Raw genomic sequence first — 18,281 nt, 5'->3', positions numbered from 1 at the left:
CGACCCGGGCGACCGTACCCGGGCCGGGCGTGGGCGGCCCGGGCAGCGGCGCCGGGTGGCAGGGTGTGACGCGTGGACACCGCACCGGTCGAGCACCTCGTCGTCATGGGCGTCTCCGGCACCGGCAAGTCGAGCGTCGGCCGGGGCGTCGCGGCACGGCTGGACCGGCCGTTCGTCGAGGGGGACGACCTGCACCCGGAGGCCAACGTCGCGAAGATGAGCAGCGGCGTCGCGCTCACCGACGACGACCGGTGGCCGTGGCTCGCCGCGGTCCGCGACGCGATGACCGAGCACGCGCGCGCCGGCCGCTCCACCGTGGTCGCCTGCTCGGCGCTGCGTCGCGTGTACCGCGCGACCCTCACCGCGGCCGAGGGACGCGTGCGGTTCGTGCTGCTCGACGTGCCGGCCGACCTCCTGCGCGAGCGCGTGGCGCAGCGGCAGGGCCACTGGATGCCGCCGGCCCTGCTGGAGTCCCAGCTCGCGCTGCTGGAGCCGCTGCAGGCCGACGAGGACGGGGTGACCGTGCACGTGCGCGGCGACGTCGAGGCCACCGTGGCGGACGCGCTGCGGCTGCTCGGTGAGCAGGACGCGCGCGACGGCGCCGCCGCGACGGGGTCGCGCGCCGCTGGCTGACCGCCTGAAACGGTTCGCCGCCGCCGGACCCCTGCCGGGGCCGGACCTGCGCTCCGTACGGTGCGCGGGTGGATCCGACGGCGGGCGCTGCGCTGCGGACGGCCCGGGCGCTGCTCGTGGCCGCGACGGCGCTCGCGTCGGCCGGCGCCGCGCACCTGTCCGCCGGCGGGGCCGTCCCCGCACCCGCCGCGGTCGCCGCGCTCCTGGCGGTGACGACCGTCGCCGTGCTGCCGCTGGGCGGCCCCCGGACGTTCCGCGTGCGGGTGCTCGCACCGGCCGGTGCCGTCCTGCAGGTGGCCCTGCACCACGCGTTCACGCTGCTGCACCCGGCGTCCCCGGTGACGACGCCCACCCACCACGCCGCGGGGGCGGCGGTGCGCGCCGTCGTCGCGCCCACCGGCACCACCCCGCCCGGGCACGGCGACCCCGCGGCGCTCGGTCACGGCGACCTGCCGATGGTCGTCGCGCACGCGGCCGCCGCCCTCGCCACCGCGCTCCTCCTCGTCGCGACCGACCGCGCCGCCCGTGCCGCCGCCGGGTGGCTGTCCCGTGTCGTGCCGCTGCTCGCGCACGCCGCGCTGCCGGCGTGGCCGGCGCCCCGCCCGCTGCCCGCCGGGTCACCGCTCGTCGCCGCGCACAGCGGGGCCGCCCTGGGCTCGGCCGCACGCCGGCGCGGTCCGCCGGTCGCGGTGCGCCCCGGCCCCTGACCCCGCGCACGACGGGCGTCCCCGGGTCGGCGCCCGACGTCCACGCGCGCCGGCACGCCCGCCGTCGGGCCGCCCGCGCGCCCCCGCGCACACCCGAGGACCCGCCATGACCACCACCCCGCCCTCCGTCCTGCCCGACGAGCGTCCCGACGACCGACCCGCCGCCCCGCCGGCACCACCGCCCGACTCCCCCACCTCCGTGTGGTCCGCGCTGCAGCCGCTGCTCCTGCGCCTGCACTTCTACGCCGGCGTCCTCGTCGGCCCGTTCCTGCTGGTCGCGGCGTTCACCGGCCTGCTCTACTCGGTCGCCCCGCAGCTCGAGGCCGTGGTGCACCGGCACGAGCTCACCGTCGACACCGTCGGTGACGCGCGCCTGCCGCTCGCCGACCAGCTCGGCGCGGCGCGCGCCGAGCACCCCGAGGGGGTCGTCGTGCAGGTGCAGCAGGCGGCGACCCCCGAGGGCACCACGCGCGTCGTCCTCGCCGTCGACGACGTGCCCGAGGGCAAGGACCGCACCGTCTTCGTCGACCCGTACACCGCCGAGGTGCGCGGCGCGCTCACGACGTACACCGGCTTCCTGCCCGTGCGGTGGACGCTCGACGACCTGCACCGCAACCTGCTGCTCGGTGCCCCCGGCGAGATGTACTCGGAGATCGCCGCCTCGTGGCTGTGGGTGGTGGTGCTGGGTGGCGTCGTCATGTGGGTGGCCCGGTCGGCCCGCCGCGGGCGCCTGCGCCGCCTGGTCGTGCCCGAGCGCGTGCGGCCCGGCCGCCGGCGCACGCTGTCGTGGCACGGGACGGTCGGCCTCGTGGCCGCACTCGGGCTGCTTGTGCTCTCCGCGACCGGGCTGACGTGGTCGGCGTACGCGGGTGCGAACGTCTCCGAGCTGCGCGCCACGTGGGGCTGGACCACCACCTACGTCGACCCGACGCTGCCCGGGGCCGCGGTGGGCGACGAGCACGGCGAGCACGCCGAGCACGGCGGTGGCACCGGCGGACCGGACGCCGTGCTCACGGCCGGCGTCGGCGTCGACGGCGTCCTCGCGACCGCGCGCGCCGAGGGACTGCGCGAGCCGGTGCGCCTCACCCCGCCGAGCGAGGCCGGGCAGGCGTGGACCGCCGCCGAGCAGGGCAGCGGGTGGCCGACCCGCGCTGACGCGATCGCCGTGGACGGCGCCGACGGCACCGTCGTGGACCGGGTCGACTTCGCGGACCAGAACCTCGCGGCGAAGCTCGCGCACTGGGGGATCTACGCGCACATGGGCGAGCTGTTCGGCGTCGCGAACCAGCTCGTGCTGGCGGCGTTGGCGATCGGGCTGATCACGCTGCTGGTGCTCGGCTACCGCATGTGGTGGCAGCGCCGCCCCACCCGGCAGCGGCGCGGGCCGGGTCCGTGGCTGCCCCCGGGCGGGCTGCGGCGCGCCCCGCGGTGGCTCGCGGTGCTGCTGCTGGTGCTCGCGGCGGCCGTGGGGTGGTTCGTGCCGCTGTTCGGCATCCCCCTGCTGGTGTTCCTGGTGGTCGACGTGCTGCTGGCGGCGCGGGCGCGGCGGCGGGCGGCAGCGGCGGGCTGAGCCGACGGGTGGAGGCCGGCGACGGGGCGGAGGCCGCGGTGGCGGTCAGCGCCGGCGGCGCCAGAGCGCCACGGCGGCGGTGACGACGGTCGCGAGGGCGCTCGCACCGACGACCCACGGCCACGCCGGCGCCGCGACGGGGGATGCGGCGGCGTGCGCCGGCGCACCCGCCCTCGCGGGGCCGACCGGGACCGCCGGCGCGTCGACGCGGAAGCCGTACGTGCCCTCGACCGCGCGCCCGTCGCCCGGGACGACCCGCGCCGACGCGGGCAGGACCCGGGGGTCGGCCGGGCCGTCGCCGGCCGGCCGGTCGTGGCCCTGCGCGGACGCACCGAGCAGGGTGAGCGGGAGGGCCAGCAGCACGGCGGCTGCCGCCCGTCGAGGGGTGCGGGTCATGACGGCTCCTGGGATGGGCACGCGGACCACGACCCCACGGGCCTGGACCCGCCCGCCACGTGGAGGGCGGGCGGTGGGGAGGACCCCACCGCCCGCCGTCCTGCGTGCGCGAGCCGCGTCAGGTGCGCGGCGTGTTCGGGTTGGCGTCGTCCGCGTCGACCAGCGGGCCCTCGGTCTGCGGGTACGACGTCTCGGACGTCGTGGAGGTGTCGGAGGAGTCGTCCTTCGACCCGCCGAACGCGCCCTTCGCCGTGCTCACGGCCTTGTCCTTCAGCGCACCGCCCTGGGTCTTGGCGAAGTCCGCGGCGGCCGACTCGGCGTCCTTCACGTAGCCCTGGACGCGCGGGTCCTGCCACGTCTCGGTGGCCCAGCCCTTGATCTTCTCGAACTGCTGCCGACCGGCCCGGGTGCCCAGGAGGTACCCGACCCCGGCGCCGACGAGGAACGTGAGCTTGCCCTTCATGCGACCTCCTCGGACCGGCCTCGACGGCCGGTCGTGTCGTGGGACGTGCGTGCCGTCGGACGGCGGCGGCCTGCCCGCGCACCGCTCGTCCGGAGGTCACCGAGCGTAGGTCCGCGGGGCCGAGTGCGCCTGCCGAGCAGGTGGCAGCACGGCGGGCGGTCCCCTTCCCCGGCCGGTGCGCGCGTGGTCCCATGACGCCGTGGACACCAGCGGTGCGAGTACGGCGGCGGACGAGCCGGACCTGCAGGGCGCCCGGGCGACGCCCTCGCGCGACGCGGCCGGGCAGGACGCCGCGGCCTCGCCTCACGACGACGCGACCGGCCGCGACCTCGTGCCGTTCGGCACCGCCGTGCGCGCGTGGTTCGCCATCTCGCTGCAGACCTTCGGCGGCCCCGCCGGCCAGATCGCCGTCATGCAGCGCACGCTCGTGGACGAGAAGCGGTGGATCGGCCAGCGCCGGTTCCTGCACGCGCTGAACTACTGCATGCTCCTGCCCGGTCCCGAGGCCCAGCAGCTCGCCGTGTACACGGGGTGGCTGCTCAACGGGTTCCGCGGCGGGCTGGTCGCGGGGACGCTGTTCGTCCTGCCGGGCGTCGTCGCGCTGCTCGCGCTGTCCGCCGTCTACGTCGTGTGGGGCGACACGACCGCCGTCACCGCGCTGTTCGCGGGCCTCGCGCCGGCGGTGCTGGCGATCGTCGTGCAGGCCGTCGTGCGGGTCGGCCGGCGCGCCCTGGCCGGCCCGGCCCTCGTCGCACTCGCGGTGGCCGCGTTCCTCGCCCTCACCGCGTTCGGTCTGCCGTTCCCGCTGGTGGTCGCCGCCGCGGGCCTGGTCGGCTGGACGCTGCACCGGGTGGCGCCGCGGCTGCTGGCGACCCGCGGCGGGCACGGGGCCGAGGCCGACGGGCCGGCGCCGCTCATCCCCGACGACGCGCTCCACAGCGAGCGCCCGTCGGGGCGCCGGACGGCGCTCGTGGCGCTCGTGGGCGTCGTGGTGTGGCTGGCCCCCGTGCTCGCCGTCGCGCTGACCACCGGGCGCGACGGCGTCCTGACCCAGCAGGGCCTGTTCTTCTCCGGCACCGCCGTGGTGACGTTCGGCGGCGCGTACGCGGTTCTCGCGTTCGTCGCGCAGCGCGCCGTGGAGACGTACGGGTGGCTCGCGCCCGGCGAGATGGTCCGCGGCCTCGCGCTGGCCGAGACGACGCCCGGCCCGCTCATCATGGTCGTGCAGTTCGTCGCGTTCCTCGGCGCGTACCGCGACCCGGGCACCCTCGACCCGTGGGCCGCGGCCCTGCTCGGCGCGCTGCTGACGACGTGGGTGACGTTCGTGCCGAGCTTCCTGCTGATCTTCCTCGGGGCCCCCTACGTCGAGCGGCTGCGCGGCAACGCGCCGCTGGGCGCGGCGCTCACGGGAATCACGGCCGCCGTCGTCGGCGTCATCGCCAACCTCGCCGTGTACTTCGCGCTGCACACCCTGTTCGCGACGACGCGGGAGGTGGCGGCGGGCCCGCTGCACCTCGAGGTGCCGGACCTCGGCTCGGTCCGGCCGGTGTCGGTCGTGATCGCGCTGGTCGCGGGGGTGCTGGTCCTCCGGCTGCGGTGGTCGGTGCTGCGCACCCTCGGCGTGTGCGCGCTGCTCGGCGCCGCCGCGGGCGCGCTCGGGCTGGTCGGATGACGCGGGCCACCTCGGCGGGCGGGCCGGGACGACCAGGAGCAGACTCCCCCTGATCCCAGGTCAGGAGGTCGCCGTGGTCGCCACCGCACCGGCTCCCGCGCTCAAGCGGACCGTCGGACGACGCATGCTGCTCGTCTTCGTCGTCGGGGACATCCTCGGCGCCGGTATCTACGCCCTGACCGGGCGCGTCGCGGGCGAGGTCGGCGGCGCGATCTGGATCCCGTTCGTCGTGGCCTTCGCGCTCGCCGCGCTCACCGCCACCGCGTACGCCGAGCTCGTCGGCCGGTTCCCGCGCGCCGCGGGCGCCGCCGTGTACGCGCAGCGGGCGTTCGGCCGGCCCTTCGTCACGTTCCTCGTCGCGTTCGCCGTCCTCATGTCCGGCATCACGAGCGCGAGCGCCGCCGCGCGGGCCTTCGGCGGCGACTACCTGGCCGAGCTCGTCACCGTGCCGACCCTCGTCGCCGCCTGGGTTTTCGTGCTGGTCATCGCGGTGGTCAACGCGATCGGGGTGGCGGAGTCGGTCCGGGTGAACCTCGTGCTCACCGCGATCGAGGTGACCGGCCTCGTCGTCATTCTCGTCATCGGGGCGCGCGCGTTCCTCGCCGGCGAGGGCGACCCGTCGCGCGCCATGACCCTGACGGCCGACGGGCCGGCCTGGATGGCCGTGCTCGGCGGCACCGCCCTCGCGTTCTACGCCCTCCTCGGCTTCGAGGACTCCGTGAACCTCGCCGAGGAGTGCCAGCACCCGCGCCGCGACTTCCCCCGCGCGCTGTTCGGCGGCATCGCCATCACCGGCGTCATCTACCTCGCTGTCGCGTTCACGACGTCGATGCTCGTGGAGACCGACACGCTCGCCGAGTCGTCCGGCCCGCTGCTCGAGGTCGTCCGCGTCGCCGGGCTCGTCTTCCCGCCGTGGCTGTTCGCGCTCATCGCCCTCGTCGCGGTGTCCAACACCGCGCTCATCAACATGATCATGGCCTCGCGGGTGGTCTACGGGATGTCCCGCGAGGGGATCGTCCCCGGGTGGCTCGGCCGGGTGGGCACCCGGCGCCGCACGCCCTGGACGGCGATCGCCTTCACGACCGTCATCGCCCTGACGCTCGTCAGCACGGGTGACCTGTCGGGGCTCGCCGACACGACCGTGCTCCTGCTGCTGCTCGTGTTCGCCACCGTCAACGTCTCGGTCCTCGTGCTGCGGCGCCGTTCCCGGGCCGACGACGACGCGAAGCCGGCGGGGGACGCCGAGCGGGGGTTCCGCGCGCCGACGTGGGCCCCGGTGCTCGGCGCCGTCGTCTCGCTCGTGCTCGCCTCGCCGCTGACCGGCCGGGACGCCGACGTGTACGCACGCGCCGGGATCCTGCTCGCGATCGGGGTCGTCCTCTACGTCGTCAACCGCGCGTTCGTCGGTCCCGAGGGCCAGGCGGAGCGCATCGCGCTCGCGGTCGACCAGGGCGACCCCGCGGGGACGCACGAGTCCTGACGCCGCATGGACCTGCTCGTCGCGATCGTCCTCGGCGTCGTCGTCATCGTCGCGGTCACGTCGTTCGCCCCCCGGGTCGGCGTCGCCGCACCGCTGCTGCTCGTGCTCGTCGGGATCGGCGTGAGCTTCCTGCCGTTCGTGCCGCCCATCGAGGTCGAGCCCGAGCTCGTGCTCGGCGTGATCCTGCCGCCGCTGCTGTACTCCGCGGCGGCGAACGTGCCCGCCATGGACTTCCGCCGCGACCTGCGGACGATCTCGGTGTTCTCGGTGCTGCTCGTGGTGGCGTCGGCGCTCGTCGTCGGGGTCGTGCTGCACGCGCTGCTGCCGGACATCGGCCTGGCCACGGCGGTCGCCGTCGGCGCCGTCGTCAGCCCCACCGACGCCGTCGCGACGTCCATCGTCCGCAAGGCGGGGGTGTCGCCACGGATCGTCACCGTGCTCGAGGGCGAGTCGCTGCTCAACGACGCGTCCGCGCTGGTGCTGCTGCGCTCCGCGATCGTCGCGACCGCCGCCACGGTGTCCGTCCTCGACGTCGCGTGGGACTTCGTCGTCGCCGTCGCGGTCGCGGTGCTCATCGGGTGGGTCGTCGGCCGCCTGCAGCTCGAGGTGCGGGCCCGCCTGGCGCAGGCGACGTCGAACGTCGCGATCTCGCTCGTCGCGCCGTTCGTCGCGTACCTGCCGGCCGAGCACCTCGGGGCGTCCGGGCTCGTCGCGGCGGTCACCGCCGGGCTCGTCACCGGCCACGGGGGTCCGCGCCGCCTGCGGGCCGAGGACCGCGCCGCGCAGCGGACGGTCTGGCGCACGCTCGAGCTGCTGCTCGAGAGCGCCGTCTTCCTCGTCATGGGGCTCGAGGTGTCCGGGCTGGTGCTGGACGTGCGCGAGGCGCACGGCAGCGAGGTGCTCGCCCTGGGCCTCGGCGCGCTCGTCGCGACCCTCGTCGTGGCCGTGCGCACCGTGTTCGTCAGCGCGTCCGTGTGGGCGCTGGCCCGGCGGGCGCGGCGCATCCCGCAGCTGCGGGCGGTGCTGACCCGCGCGCAGGACCGGATCGAGAAGCAGGCGCAACCGCCCGGGGCGCCGCGCGAGGAGGTCGAGCGCCGCCGCGGGCTCCTGCGCCGGCGCGTGCGGCGCCGCCTGGCGGACATCGACTACCTCGCCGAGCAGGCGTTCGGGCCCCGCGAGGGCGTCGTCCTCGTGTGGGCCGGCATGCGCGGCGCGGTCACGCTCGCCGCCGCGCAGTCGCTGCCGTCGGACACCCCGCAGCGCTCGCTGCTCGTCCTGGTGGCGTTCGTGGTCGCCGCGGGGACGCTGCTCGTCCAGGGGGCGACGCTGCCGTGGGTCGTCCGCCGGCTCGGCCTGGCCGACGGGCCCGCGGACGACGGCAGCGAGCGCGACGCCCTCAGCGCCGAGCTGCGGCAGGCCGCGCTGCGCCGGCTCGACGACGACGCGCTGCGCCGCCGGGACGGCACCCCGTTCCCGCCCGAGGTGGTCGAGCGGGCGCGGCTCGAGCTCGCCGCGATCGACGCGAGCGACACCGACGACGACGCCGGCCCCGTGCGCGCCGACCTGCAGCAGCTGCTCCTCGTCCTGCTCGACGCGCAGCGGCAGAAGCTGCTGGGGCTGCGGGACGTGGGTGCGTACTCCTCGAAGCAGCTCGACGCCGCGCTCGTGCGGGTCGACGCGGCGCAGATCGGGGTGCAGATGCGGGCGTCCGAGGGCGGCTGACGGGCGCCTGAGGGGCGGCTGGCGGCCCCTCAGCGCACGCGGCCGCGCAGGGTCGCGACGCCGTCGCCGGTCAGGGCCGCGAACCCGGCGGGTCGACCGGTGAGCACGAGCAGCAGGTCGTGCACCGGTCCGCGCACGACCGGCCCGTCGCCGACGGACCAGTCGACGTCCGCGGCCTCCAGGCGCAGGCCGGCACGACGGCGGGGGCCGCCCATGAGCCGGTTCCCCGCCAGGTAGGACGCGACCGCGACGGCCACGTCGGGCGGCGTCGCGTCGGGCAGGCCCAGCGGCCGGCCGACGTCCAGCGCGTGCACGACGAGGTCCATGAGCGGGTCCATCGGCCCCGACATCGGCATCCGCCGGTCCGAGGCGGCGCTCTCGCGCAGCTGGGCGACGAGCTGGCCGGGTGTGAAGGCGCGCGCCCGGCGGACGGCCACGTCGTGCGTCATGCGGTCGAAGGAGAACCGGGCGCGCACCGCCTCGCGCAGCACGTCCGCCCACGTCTCGCGCGTGGTCGTCGTCAGGTGCGCGGCGACGTCCCGCACGGTCCACCCGGCCGCGAGCGAGGGCGTCGACCAGGCCTCCGGGGGCAGGGCGGCGAGGGTGTCGGCGAGGCGCAGGCGGGCGTCGCGCACGGCGGCGCGCACGTCCTGCTCGGTCAGGGCAGGGGTCGTCATGCCGCTACCGACCCGCGCGGGCCGGAGAACTCGTCGGGGGCGGACGCCCTCAGCGGGGTGACGCCTCGTACGTGTGCCCCGCCGCGCGCAGGCGCTCGACGAGGACGTCGCCCAGCCCCGTCGCGGGGGTGAGGGAGCCGGCGGCGTCGGGCAGGCGGTCGCCGTCGAGCGCGAGCGCGAGGGCCGACTCGCCGAGCATGACGGCCGTCGCCGCGTACCCGGGGTCGCACTCGCCGGCCGCGACCGCCCGGTAGTGCCGGCCGGTCGTGGTGACGGCGTGCACGTCCATGCGGAACCGGCCCGTGCGGCGGGTCTCCTCGTCGGGGCCCTCGCCCGGCGCCGGCAGGACGCGGTCGAGCAGGGCGCGCGTCGGCGGGAACGCCACGGCGCCCGCGAACGCGGGCAGCGCGGCCGTCAGGGCGTACGCGGCCGCGGCGCCGCGCGCGCCGCGGCCCGTGCCGGCGACCTCGCCGTACCGCATCGACCGCCCGTAGGACCAGCCGGTCAGCGCGTTGCTGCGCCGCACGACGCGCGTGTTGAACGACGCCATCGGCGACGCCGCCACCCAGCCGCCGTCGACCGTGCGGCCCGGCGCGGGGACGTCGGGCGGCTGCGGCACGTCGGGCTCGGCGCCGCGGTCCGGGCTGAGCGCGAACGGGTCGGCCAGCAGCCGTCGCACGCGGGCGTCGCGCGCCGCCTGCTCCGCGATGCCCCGCACGGACGCGATCGTCCCGCCGCTGACCCCGCCGCGGGCGGTCGCGACGAGCCGCACGTCGCGCAGGCAGCCCGCACCGTCGGTGGTGACGCGCCGGTGCAGCGTGAGCACCGCGAGGTCGGACGGCACGGCGTCGTACCCGCACGCGTGCACGAGCCGCGCGCCGGCCGCCCGCGCGACGGGGTCGTACCGGTCGATCGCGCGGCGGACGAACGGCGTCTCCCCCGTCAGGTCCGCGTAGTGGGTGCCGTTGCGCGCGCACGCGCCGACGACGGGCAGCCCGTGCCGCAGGTAGGGGCCGACCGTGCTGGCGACGACCCGGGTGGAGCGCGCCATCGCCGTGAGCTGCTCCGGGTCCCGGGTGTCCGCGACGACGACCGGCCAGTCCTGCGCCGCGGCCGGCAGCGCGGCCCGGACGTCCTCGACGCGCGACCGCGTCCGTCCCGCGAGCGCGACCCGGAGCCCGGGCGGCGCGTGCTCCGCGACGTACGCCGCGAGGAGCCGCCCGACGAACCCGGTGACGCCGAAGAGGACCAGGTCGTGCTCGCGCGCGTCCGTCATCCGGCGATGCTCACCCGGTGGGCGGACGGCCGCAACCGGCCGGCGTCCCCGCGTCAGGAGGGGTACAGGTCCTCGACCTCGGCGAGCGGGACGCGGCCCTCGGCACCGGCACGCAGCACCGGGTCGAGGGTGACGAACGCGTCGGCCTGGAGCTGGGCGACGGCGAGGTACTCGGCGTCGGCGGTGTCGGACCAGCCGAGCTCGGCGGCGATCCGCCAGGCCGTCGCGCGCGAGACCCGGTCGCCCAGCAGCCGCATCCTCGTCGTCGTCACGCCGTCCAGCAGCCGCCGGCCCTCGGCCTCCGGGAGGACACCGGAGCGCACCGCCCGGTACAGGTACCCGAGCACGTGCGAGCGCAGCAGCGTCGGCCCGACGAGCTGGTGCTCCGCCGGGACCACCACCCCGTCCCGGGCGAGCTCGACGGCGACGAGGTGGTCGATCGCGTAACGGGTCATGCGGCCATCGTCCCCCGGACCACGGCGCGGACGTCGGACGCAACCACCTGCTCGTTCGGTACGGCCGTCCCAGGGGGCGGGCGTCGGGTCGCGCGAGCCGCGCGTTCCTGCGTCGCAGGGGACGCCAGGGGCACGGGACGCGCGGTTCGCCGCGGCGGCGTCCCACCGGCCGGACGTCGACGACCGGCAGATCGACCACCGGCACATCGCCGGCCGGTCAGGCGAGCGCCGCGAGGGCCTTGCGGATGCGGGTCGGGGAGACCGGGACCGGCGTGCCGAGCTGCTGGGCGAACAGGCTCACGCGCAGCTCCTCGATCAGCCAGCGCACGTCGTCCAGCGCCCGCGCCCGCGCCGGGTCGGGCGCCCCCGCGGCCAGCCGGGCGCGTGCCGCCTGGTACTGCTCCAGCACGTCGTGGACCTGCCACGCGAGGTCGGCGTCGCGCTGCGGGTTCTCCGCGGCCTTGGCCAGCCGGTGCCGGGCCGCGCGCAGGTAGCGCACGAGCTGGGGCAGCCGGTCGGCGCCGACCTCGGACACAAACCCGTCGTGCACGAGCGCGGCCGACTGCTCGCGCACGTCCTGGGCGGTCGACAGCAGCGCGAGGCTCGTCGTGCCACGCACCTCCCCGTCGAGCTCGCGCCACGCGGACAGCACGCCGACGAGGTCGCCGACGACGCGGTGCACGTCGTCCTCGAGCCCCGCCCGCACGGCCGCCCGCAGCGCCGCGTACGCGTCGGCGTCCCGGGCCTCGCGCGCCGACCGCCCACCCAGGTGGCGCGCCACGAGCCGGTCCACGGACGCGAGCTGCACGTCGGTGACCAGCGCGTCCGTCGAGGGGTACGGCGAGGCCGCGAGCGCGAGCGCCTGCGTGCCCGTCCACCGGCTCGTCACGCGCGCGGGCGCCAGGCCGACGTCGAGGACGAGCAGCCGGCGCAGGCCGCGCCCCGCCGCCGCCTCGGCCGCCGTCGCGTCCGCGAGGACGCGCAGCGCCACGGCCGCCCGCCCGCCGGCGGTCTCCTCGACGAGCGTCGGGTACGCGCGCACGACGCCGCCCGCCGCGGACGGCGCCTCGACGACCTCCGGCAGGGGACCCGGCAGGTCGGGCCACGTCGTCAGGCCGGTGCGCTCCAGGTCGACGCCGGCGGGCGCGCCGGCTCCCGGGCGCGGGGCACCGGGACGCCCACCGCGCGACCGCGCCCGGTCACGGGCCTCGCCGCCGGGCTCGCCCGCACCGGCCGCCCCCGCACCGGCCGCCCCCGCACCGGCGGCACCGGCACCGCCGCCCGACGCCGCCATCGCCTCCTCCATCGCGGCGCGCACGGCGCTGCGCACCGCCGACGACACGGCGTCCTGCGCGCGGTCGGCGTTGCGCCGCTGCAGCACGAGCAGGTCCTTGCCCTCGTCCACGACGCCGCCGCGCTCCCCCACGACGCGGAACGTCATGCGCAGGTGCGCCGGCAGGCGGTCCTCCTCGACGGCGTCCGGCGGCACGTCGACGTCGCGCAGCGCCCGCACGGCGCGCGCGAACATCTCCCGGAACGACGGCGCGGCGTCGGCGGCGCGCACGGTGTCCTCCCAGGACGCGACGTGCTCGGACATCCAGGCGTCGACCGCGCGGGCCACGTCCGGCGCCGGCACGAGCTGCACGCGCACGGCCTTGGGCAGCGCGCGGATCGTGGCGGTGAGCAGCTCGGCGCGCAGACCGGGCACCATCCAGTCGAAGCCCTCGGGCCGCACGCGCGGCAGCTGCGGCAGCGGGACGTGCACCGTGACACCGTCGGCCTCGGTGCCCGGCTCGAACTGGTAGGTCAGCGGGAACGACAGCTCGCCCTGCGGCCAGCGGGACGGGAACTGCGACTCGTCGACGGCCGTGTCGGACCCGACGAGCAGCTCGCGCGTGAACGTCAGCAGGTCCGGGTCGCGGCGGCGCGCGTCCTTCCACCACCGGTCGAAGTGCCGGGCGGAGACGACGTCGTCGGGGACGCGCTCGTCGTAGAAGTCGAACAGGACGTCGTCGTCGACGACGAGCCGGCTGCGCGTGCGGGCCTCGAGGTCGCCGACCTCGGCGAGCAGGCGCCGGTTCTCGTGGAAGAACGCGTGGTGCGTCGTCCACTCCCCCTGCACGAGCGCGTGCCGCAGGAACAGCTCGCGCGCGCCGGCGGGGTCGACCTTGCCGAGCAGGACCCGGCGGTCGGCGACGATCGGCACGCCGTACAGCAGCACCTTCTCGACGACCATCGCCGCGCCCTGCCGGGTCGACCACGCGGGGTCGGAGTAGGTGCGCCTGACGAGGTGCGCGCCGAGCTCCTCGGCCCACTCGGGCCGGATCCGCGCCGCGTCGCGCGCCCACAGCCGCGACGTCTCGACGAGCTCCGCGGCCATGACCCACGCCGGCGGCCGCTTGGACAGCCCCGAGCCGGGGAAGATCGCGAACCGCGCACCGCGCGCGCCGAGGTACTCGTTGCGCGCCCGGCGGTCGGAGGTGACGCGGCCGCGACCCTTGGCGTCCTTGGCCGTCGCCTGCACCTCGGTCGCGAGCTGCATGCCGATCTGCGACAGCAGCCCGGACAGGATCGCCTGGTGGATGGCGTCGCCGTCCCACGCCCAGCGGGTGCGGGTGTCCTCCGCGGTGCCACCGGGCGTCGTCGGCTCCGCCGCGGCCTCCTGCACGGGGGCCCCCGCGGGCCCGCGCCGCCCGCGCCCGCCGTCGCGTCCGGCCGCCTCCGCCGCGGCACGCGCCGCGACGACCTCGTCGGACACCGGCGTGGGCGCGCCCTTCGCCGCGATGCCGAGGGGCTTGGTGAGGTCGCGCAGCTGCGTGACGACGTCCTGCCACTCCCGGACGCGCAGGTAGTGCAGGTGCTCGGCCTTGCACAGGCGGCGGAACGCCGACCCCGAGAGGGCCCGCTGCTGCTCGCGCAGGTACGTCCACAGGTTCAGGTAGCTGAGCAGGTCGCTGCTCGGGTCCGCGAAGCGGCGGTGCATCGCGTCGGCGGCGTCGCGCTGCTCGGCGGGACGCTCGCGCGGGTCCTGGATCGACAGGGCGGCGGCGATGACGACGACCTCGCGCGCGACGCCCCGCCGGCCCGCCTCGACGACCATCCGGGCGATGCGCGGGTCGACGGGGATCTGCGCGAGCGCGCGGCCCGTCTCGGTCAGGCGCGTGCGGCCGTCGCGGACCTCCAGCGCGCCGAGCTCGGTGAGCAGCGCGACGCCGTCGCGCACCGCCCGCACGTCCGGCGGGTCGACGAACGGGAACTCCACGACCTCGTCGGGGCTGCGCACCACACCCACAGAGATCATCTGCAGGATCACGGACGCCAGCGACGTGCGCAGGATCTCCGGCTCGGTGTACTCGGGCCGGGACGCGAAGTCCTCCTCCGAGTACAGGCGGATGGCGATGCCGGGCGACAGGCGCCCCGACCGCCCGGACCGCTGATTGGCGGACGCCTGCGAGATCGGCTCGATCGGCAGCCGCTGGACCTTCGTCGCCTTGGAGTACCGCGAGATGCGCGCGGTGCCGGGGTCGACGACGTAGGTGATGCCGGGGACGGTCAGGGACGTCTCGGCGACGTTGGTCGCGAGCACGACGCGGCGGGTGTCGTGCGGCTCGAAGACACGGCGTTGCTCGGCCGCCGACAGGCGCGCGTACAGGGGCAGCAGCTCGACGGCCTGCGGGTGACGGGGGTCGGTGACACGGGGGCCGAGCGCGCCGCGCAGGCCGTCCTCGGCGTCGCGGATCTCCCGCTCCCCGGACAGGAACACGAGCACGTCGCCGGGCCCCTCGGCCATGAGCTCGGTGACCGCGTCGACGATGCCGGTGACCATGTCGCGGTCCTCGCCGCCCTCGCCCGTCAGCGGCTGGTACCGGATCTCGACCGGGTACGTGCGGCCACTGACCTCGACGACCGGGGCGGGCACGCCCTCGGGGTGCTCGTCGGTCGGCGGGCCGGCGAAGTGCCGTGCGAAGCGTGCCGAGTCGATCGTCGCCGAGGTGATGATCACCTTGAGGTCCGGCCGCTGCGGCAGCAGCCGCGTGAGGTACCCGAGGATGAAGTCGATGTTGAGGCTGCGCTCGTGCGCCTCGTCGATGATGAGCGTGTCGTAGCGGCGCAGCATCGGGTCGCGCTGGATCTGCGCGAGCAGGATGCCGTCCGTCATCACCTTGACGAGCGTCTCGTCGGACGACTCGTCGGTGAACCGCACCTGGTACCCGACGACACCGCCGAGCGGCACGCCGAGCTCGTCGGCGATGCGGTCCGCGACCGACCGCGCCGCGATGCGCCGCGGCTGGGTGTGGCCGATCTGCCCCGCGCGCCCGCGCCCCAGCTCGAGCGCGATCTTGGGCAGCTGCGTCGTCTTGCCGGACCCCGTCTCGCCCGCGACCACGACGACCTGGTGGTCGCGGATCGCGGCGGCGATCTCGTCCCGGCGCGCGGAGACCGGCAGCTGCTCGGGGTAGACGATCGCCGGCATCGTGACGGCGGCGCGGCGCTCGGCGGCCTCGGCCAGGCGCTGCTCGTCGCGGGCGCGCCGGTCCTCGCGGCGCTCCCCCTCGCGGCGGTCCCCCTCGCGGCGCCGGCCGTCCCGCCGCTCGCCGTCCCGCTGGTCACTGCCCCGCTGGTCGCTGCCCCGCTGGTCACCGTCGCGCTGGTCACCGTCGCGCTGGCCGACGTCCGGTCGCGTCCCCTCGCCGCGCCCGCGGCCACGACGACCGCGCGGGCGGCGCGGTGCGCGCTCGTCCGTGGCGGGGGTGGGGTCCGTCGTGCTCACGACGGCCCATCCTCCCAGGCCTCGCGCGCGCATCGCGCGGTCATTGCGCGATGCGCGCCCGCCCGCCGCCGCCCGCCGGGCCCTCAGCCGCCCCGCGCACGCTCCAGCTCGACCAGCGCCTGCACGACCGGCCCGGCCACGGCGACGTACATCACGACGAAGAACGCGCCCCCGACGAGCGTGAACCCGACGGCGCCGCGCGCACCGCCGGGAGCACGCAGCGCGCCGGCCACCTTGCGCACGAGCGACCCCGGGTGCAGCACGTCCCAGCTGTTCAGCCGCACGGACCGGCCGAGCCAGATGCCGAACGCGACGAGCAGCATGAGGACGACGACGACGGTGCGCGCCTCGGCACCCGCCAGGGGCGCGGCCCGGTCGCCGAACCGCAGGATCGTGTAGAGCAGCTCGATCGACAGCACGTTGAGCACGGTGGTCAGGACGCCGGCCATGGCGAGCGTCAGGACGAGCAGCACGTCGTACCACTCGGGCACGCGCTCGCCGGGGCGGCGGTGGTTGAGGTTGAGCTCGGTGATCAGGTACCCGGCGTTCGGCAGGAGCAGCAGCCACACGAGGGCGAGCACGACCGTGAGCACCACGGGGATCCACCGCGGCACCCCGAGCGCGAGCAGCGGCAGCACGACGAGCGCCGCCAGCACGAGCACGACGAGCGGGGCGACCGCGAGCACGAGGTTGAGCAGCATCGGCCGGTACAGCCGGGTGCCGTGCAGCGGCCCGCGCGCGAGGACGAGCCCGATCGCGAGCACGTTCATCAGCACGACGCCCAGCACCAGGCTCCCGACCACGTGCGCGTCCCTCCGCCGCCGACCGTGTCGTGGGTCATCCTGGCGCCGACGGAGCGGTGCGGCGAGCGCGGCGCACCGATGCCCTAGCGTCGGCGGACGGGGTGCCGCCGACGTCGGCGCGGCGCCCCACGACCCGAGGAGACGCATGCACGACCGGCACCGACTGCACCTGGCCCTGCTGGGGCTCGGGGTGCTGGCCCTCGGCACGGCGGGGCAGCGGCTCGCGCAGGGCGCGTCGGGCGTCCTGCTCGTCGTGCTCCTCGCGGCGGTGGTGGGCGGCGGCGCCGCGGTCGTCTCCGGGCTGCTCGGCCTGTTCTCCGCGGGACGGGACGACGACGCGGGCTGACGCGGGCGCGTCGCACCGCGCGTGACGTCGGGTGAGGGATGTCCTCCCTGGCGGTCCGCCTCGCCCCCCACCCGTGGACGGTCGTACACACCATGCGTACGATCGTCCTCATGGCCGACGACGCGCCCGCCACGCCCGACTACTTCGCCGGCGACCCCCGCACCCACCACGAGCGCATGCTCGCGGGCGACCTCTACGTCTCCGACGACCCCGCGATCGTCGAGGCGCAGGCGAGGGCCGTGCAGCTGGCGGCGCGGTTCCGCGACGCGTACGACCGGGACCCGATGGCGAGCCAGGCCGTGCTGCGCGAGCTGTTCGGCGAGCTCGACGAGACGGCGTTCGTCCGTGCCCCCGTCCACGTGGACTACGGCACGTACATCAGCGTCGGCGCGCGCACGTTCGTCAACATGGGCCTGACCGCGCTCGACGTCGCCCCGATCCGCATCGGCGCCGACTGCCAGATCGGGCCGCACGTGCAGCTGCTCACCCCGACCCACCCGGTCGAGCCGCAGCCGCGCCGCGACAAGCTCGAGGCGGCGCGGCCGATCACCATCGAGGACAACGTGTGGCTCGGCGGCGGCGTCATCGTGTGCCCCGGCGTGACGATCGGCGAGAACAGCGTGATCGGCGCCGGCGCGGTCGTCACCCGGGACGTCCCGCCGAACAGCCTCGCCGTCGGCAACCCCGCACGCGTCGTCCGCACGATCTGAGGGAGGACGCGTGAGGCCCCGCCGCACGGACCCCGGCCGCCGCGACCGCCTGATCGACGTCACGCTCGAGGTCGTCGCCGAGGTCGGCGTCGCCGGCGTCTCGCACCGGCGCGTCGCGGCCCGCGCCGACGTCCCCCTCGGGTCGATGACGTACCACTTCGACGGCATGGACGAGCTGCTGCACGAGGCGTTCACGCGGTTCGCCGACCGCAGCGCCGAGCGGTTCGCCGAGTTCCTGGGTGCCGCGCGCGACCGCGACGAGGCGGTCGCGGCCGTCGTCGACCTCGTCCACGAGCTGTCCGACCCACGCACCGACGGCGAGCGTGTCGTCATGTACGAGCTGTACACGCTGGCCGCGCGCGACCCGCGCTACCGCGCGATCACGACCGCGTGGATGGCGCGCAGCCGGCAGGAGCTCGCGCGGCACTTCGACCCGCAGGTGACGCGCCGGCTCGACGCGCTCATCGAGGGCCTCTCCCTGCACCGGGCGCTCGACGACGACCCGTTCGACCGCGCGCTGACGGAGGACGCCGTGCGCGCGCTCGTGGGCGCGCCGGGCCGCACCGCCTGACCGGGACCGCCCGCGGCCCCGCGGAAAAC

General features: G+C 76.7%; 16 protein-coding genes. 9 read left to right on the top strand and 7 right to left on the bottom strand.

Going from position 1 to position 18,281, the window contains the following annotated elements:
- The first annotated feature begins 72 nt into the window (after positions 1 to 72).
- From FB586_RS03240 to FB586_RS03230, 3 genes are all read left to right on the top strand, one after another.
- Positions 73 to 633: a gluconokinase gene (locus tag FB586_RS03240; protein WP_246036384.1), complete on the top strand. Its 561-nt coding sequence runs from the start codon at positions 73 to 75 to the stop codon at positions 631 to 633.
- A gap of 68 nt (positions 634 to 701) precedes the next feature.
- Positions 702 to 1,340 carry a hypothetical protein gene (locus tag FB586_RS03235; protein WP_136517861.1) on the top strand — a complete coding sequence of 213 codons (639 nt, stop codon included), beginning with the start codon at positions 702 to 704 and terminating at the stop codon, positions 1,338 to 1,340.
- A 106-nt stretch (positions 1,341 to 1,446) separates the two neighbouring features.
- Positions 1,447 to 2,910 (top strand): PepSY-associated TM helix domain-containing protein, encoded by a 1,464-nt coding sequence (locus FB586_RS03230; protein ID WP_136517860.1) that lies wholly within the window; start codon positions 1,447 to 1,449, stop codon positions 2,908 to 2,910.
- A 45-nt stretch (positions 2,911 to 2,955) separates the two neighbouring features.
- Here FB586_RS03230 and FB586_RS03225 read toward each other — a convergent pair whose 3' ends face one another.
- Positions 2,956 to 3,306 (bottom strand): hypothetical protein, encoded by a 351-nt coding sequence (locus FB586_RS03225; RefSeq protein ID WP_136517859.1) that lies wholly within the window; start codon positions 3,304 to 3,306, stop codon positions 2,956 to 2,958.
- A 118-nt stretch (positions 3,307 to 3,424) separates the two neighbouring features.
- Positions 3,425 to 3,769 carry a YtxH domain-containing protein gene (locus FB586_RS03220; RefSeq protein ID WP_136517858.1) on the bottom strand — a complete coding sequence of 115 codons (345 nt, stop codon included), beginning with the start codon at positions 3,767 to 3,769 and terminating at the stop codon, positions 3,425 to 3,427.
- Between the two features lie 199 nt (positions 3,770 to 3,968).
- Between FB586_RS03220 and chrA the strand changes: the two genes are divergently transcribed.
- The 3 genes from chrA (at position 3,969) to FB586_RS03205 (ending at position 8,643) form a co-directional block, all read left to right on the top strand.
- Positions 3,969 to 5,441, top strand: a complete 1,473-nt coding sequence (gene chrA / locus FB586_RS03215; protein ID WP_246036382.1) for a chromate efflux transporter — start codon at positions 3,969 to 3,971, stop codon at positions 5,439 to 5,441.
- A gap of 73 nt (positions 5,442 to 5,514) precedes the next feature.
- The gene (locus FB586_RS03210; protein ID WP_246036380.1) at positions 5,515 to 6,921 is read left to right on the top strand and encodes an APC family permease; all 1,407 of its coding nucleotides are present in this window, start codon (positions 5,515 to 5,517) and stop codon (positions 6,919 to 6,921) included.
- Between the two features lie 6 nt (positions 6,922 to 6,927).
- Positions 6,928 to 8,643, top strand: a complete 1,716-nt coding sequence (locus FB586_RS03205) for a cation:proton antiporter (RefSeq protein ID WP_136517857.1) — start codon at positions 6,928 to 6,930, stop codon at positions 8,641 to 8,643.
- Between the two features lie 29 nt (positions 8,644 to 8,672).
- On the opposite strand, the gene FB586_RS03200 is transcribed toward FB586_RS03205, so the two are convergent.
- The 5 genes from FB586_RS03200 to FB586_RS03180 all read right to left on the bottom strand — a co-directional run bounded on the left by FB586_RS03200 (position 8,673) and on the right by FB586_RS03180 (position 16,625).
- Positions 8,673 to 9,320: a maleylpyruvate isomerase family mycothiol-dependent enzyme gene (locus FB586_RS03200; protein ID WP_136517856.1), complete on the bottom strand. Its 648-nt coding sequence runs from the start codon at positions 9,318 to 9,320 to the stop codon at positions 8,673 to 8,675.
- Between the two features lie 49 nt (positions 9,321 to 9,369).
- Complete coding sequence (locus tag FB586_RS03195) at positions 9,370 to 10,596, bottom strand: saccharopine dehydrogenase family protein (RefSeq protein WP_136517855.1); 1,227 nt, start codon at positions 10,594 to 10,596, stop codon at positions 9,370 to 9,372.
- Between the two features lie 53 nt (positions 10,597 to 10,649).
- Positions 10,650 to 11,051, bottom strand: coding sequence for a type II toxin-antitoxin system VapC family toxin (locus tag FB586_RS03190; RefSeq protein WP_136517854.1), 402 nt, complete (start codon positions 11,049 to 11,051; stop codon positions 10,650 to 10,652).
- 217 nt (positions 11,052 to 11,268) lie between these two features.
- Positions 11,269 to 15,822 carry an ATP-dependent RNA helicase HrpA gene (gene hrpA, locus FB586_RS03185; RefSeq protein WP_136517853.1) on the bottom strand — a complete coding sequence of 1,518 codons (4,554 nt, stop codon included), beginning with the start codon at positions 15,820 to 15,822 and terminating at the stop codon, positions 11,269 to 11,271.
- A gap of 83 nt (positions 15,823 to 15,905) precedes the next feature.
- Positions 15,906 to 16,625, bottom strand: a complete 720-nt coding sequence (locus tag FB586_RS03180; RefSeq protein ID WP_168800437.1) for a DUF1361 domain-containing protein — start codon at positions 16,623 to 16,625, stop codon at positions 15,906 to 15,908.
- A 145-nt stretch (positions 16,626 to 16,770) separates the two neighbouring features.
- Between FB586_RS03180 and FB586_RS03175 the strand changes: the two genes are divergently transcribed.
- The 3 genes from FB586_RS03175 (at position 16,771) to FB586_RS03165 (ending at position 18,252) form a co-directional block, all read left to right on the top strand.
- Entirely contained in the window at positions 16,771 to 16,971 is a 201-nt protein-coding gene (locus FB586_RS03175; RefSeq protein ID WP_136517851.1) for a hypothetical protein, read from the top strand.
- A 92-nt stretch (positions 16,972 to 17,063) separates the two neighbouring features.
- Positions 17,064 to 17,681: a sugar O-acetyltransferase gene (locus FB586_RS03170; protein WP_246036378.1), complete on the top strand. Its 618-nt coding sequence runs from the start codon at positions 17,064 to 17,066 to the stop codon at positions 17,679 to 17,681.
- 10 nt (positions 17,682 to 17,691) lie between these two features.
- Positions 17,692 to 18,252 (top strand): TetR/AcrR family transcriptional regulator, encoded by a 561-nt coding sequence (locus FB586_RS03165; protein WP_136517850.1) that lies wholly within the window; start codon positions 17,692 to 17,694, stop codon positions 18,250 to 18,252.
- The last annotated feature ends 29 nt before the right edge of the window (positions 18,253 to 18,281 follow it).

It is taken from the genome of Cellulomonas telluris, assembly GCF_004886325.1.
GTDB classification, from domain to species: Bacteria; Actinomycetota; Actinomycetes; order Actinomycetales; family Cellulomonadaceae; genus Cellulomonas; species Cellulomonas telluris.
The sequence above is the reverse complement of the archived record's forward strand: the minus strand, read 5'-3'. Positions and strand labels throughout refer to the sequence as shown.

Coding starts and splice junctions, on each gene's coding strand:
- FB586_RS03190 (WP_136517854.1), bottom strand. CDS start 11,051: ATGACCCGTTACGCGATCGACCACCTCGTCGCCGTCGAGCTCGCCCGG.
- FB586_RS03230 (WP_136517860.1), top strand. CDS start 1,447: ATGACCACCACCCCGCCCTCCGTCCTGCCCGACGAGCGTCCCGACGAC.
- FB586_RS03170 (WP_246036378.1), top strand. CDS start 17,064: ATGCGTACGATCGTCCTCATGGCCGACGACGCGCCCGCCACGCCCGAC.
- FB586_RS03175 (WP_136517851.1), top strand. CDS start 16,771: ATGCACGACCGGCACCGACTGCACCTGGCCCTGCTGGGGCTCGGGGTG.
- FB586_RS03205 (WP_136517857.1), top strand. CDS start 6,928: ATGGACCTGCTCGTCGCGATCGTCCTCGGCGTCGTCGTCATCGTCGCG.
- FB586_RS03200 (WP_136517856.1), bottom strand. CDS start 9,320: ATGACGACCCCTGCCCTGACCGAGCAGGACGTGCGCGCCGCCGTGCGC.
- FB586_RS03225 (WP_136517859.1), bottom strand. CDS start 3,306: ATGACCCGCACCCCTCGACGGGCGGCAGCCGCCGTGCTGCTGGCCCTC.
- FB586_RS03220 (WP_136517858.1), bottom strand. CDS start 3,769: ATGAAGGGCAAGCTCACGTTCCTCGTCGGCGCCGGGGTCGGGTACCTC.
- FB586_RS03195 (WP_136517855.1), bottom strand. CDS start 10,596: ATGACGGACGCGCGCGAGCACGACCTGGTCCTCTTCGGCGTCACCGGG.